At 51.5% G+C, this 1,375-nt stretch carries 1 protein-coding gene; it reads left to right on the top strand.

Translation table 11 applies throughout. The features are described from left to right. The first annotated feature begins 90 nt into the window (after nt 1-90). Nucleotides 91-1,218 (top strand): IS91 family transposase, encoded by a 1,128-nt coding sequence (locus EXY25_RS18690; protein ID WP_130567973.1) that lies wholly within the window; start codon nt 91-93, stop codon nt 1,216-1,218. The last annotated feature ends 157 nt before the right edge of the window (nt 1,219-1,375 follow it).

Genomic DNA, 1,375 nt, shown 5'->3' with positions numbered 1-1,375 from the left:
TAGCGTTGTACTCGCCGAGGCAGGCCTCGGGGAAGTCTTTTTTTGCTAGATTGCTGGATAAATAAACAGTGGTTTGCTATAGCTTAGTCCATGAAAAGGACACTGCAAACGCTGCTGGATCAGCACTTCGATGAATACCGCCGCCACCATGGTGTGAGCCTGGATCAGGCGCGTGCCGTCTCCCGTATTCGTGATTGTCGCACCGCTCGATTAGGCGGGCATATTCAGTGCTGCCCGCAAGGGCATGTGCAGGGAGTTTGGTACAACTCCTGTAAGCATCGTGCTTGTCCACAATGCAGCGGATTACCTAAAGAACGATGGCTGCAGCACGTCCAGTCAGTACTGCTTGATTGTCCTCATCATCATATGATCTTTACCCTCCCTAGTGAGCTGCATGGGCTGTGGCGTTTTAACCGACGCCGTTTGACCGATCTGTTGTTTAACGCCGTCCACAGCACATTAAAAACCTTTGCAAAAGATCCGCGCTACTTAGCGGCGATGCCAGGGATATTGTCGGCCTTACACACGTGGGGACGCGATTTGTCTTTACATCCCCATCTGCATTGTTTGATCAGTCATGGCGGGTTGACCGAACAAGGCCAATGGCGTGAACCTAAGAAAGCGGTGTTATTTCCACAAAAGCCACTGATGATGGTGTATCGGGGGAAATTACTGGCGGGACTAAAGCAAGCGTTAAGTGAGCAGGAACTGACGCTGCCGGAGGGACGATCAGCCAGTTCGATGACACAGTTATGTAATCAGTTAGGGCGTAAGTGTTGGGTGGTTCATTGTTGTGCCCGTTATGATCATGCCAGTGGGGTGGCGAAATATCTGGCGCGTTACATCAAAGGCGGCCCCTTGCGAAACCAGCAACTGCGGCATGTCAGTCAAACCCACGTTACGTTCAGTTACCAATCCCACCGCAGTGGCAAAGGTGAAGTCAGCTGTTTACCGGTGGCGACATTCATTAGCCGCTGGTTGGCGCATGCCCCGCAACACGGAAAGAGCAGTGTGCGTTATCTGGGACTATACAGCGCAGGCGGAAGAACGAAATTGAACCGTGCCCGTCTGCAGCTTGGACAGCCAAAGGTAAGCCAAGGTGAATTTATCAGTTGGCAGGCTTACCTGATTGGTTGTGATGTGCCCCGCGTGTGTGATGTTTGCGGTGCATCGTTGATCCATGGTGATAAGGAGGTGCCTGTTCATCATGCGGCTTAATCAACATACGGCACTGTGTTTTTGGCGCGGTGGAATGCTGTGTGGGGACAATCTGACCGAGCGCAAGTTATGAGTTGCTCAGTATTAACAGAGTGTTGCGTTAAGTTAGCAAAGCACGGCATAGTGAGTGTCATAGATAACGTTGTTCGTCCATAGC

The sequence above is a fragment of the Corallincola spongiicola genome, assembly GCF_004284785.1.
Taxonomy (GTDB): Bacteria; Pseudomonadota; Gammaproteobacteria; order Enterobacterales; family Neiellaceae; genus Corallincola; species Corallincola holothuriorum.
This window is presented reverse-complemented; position numbering and strand designations above follow the sequence as displayed.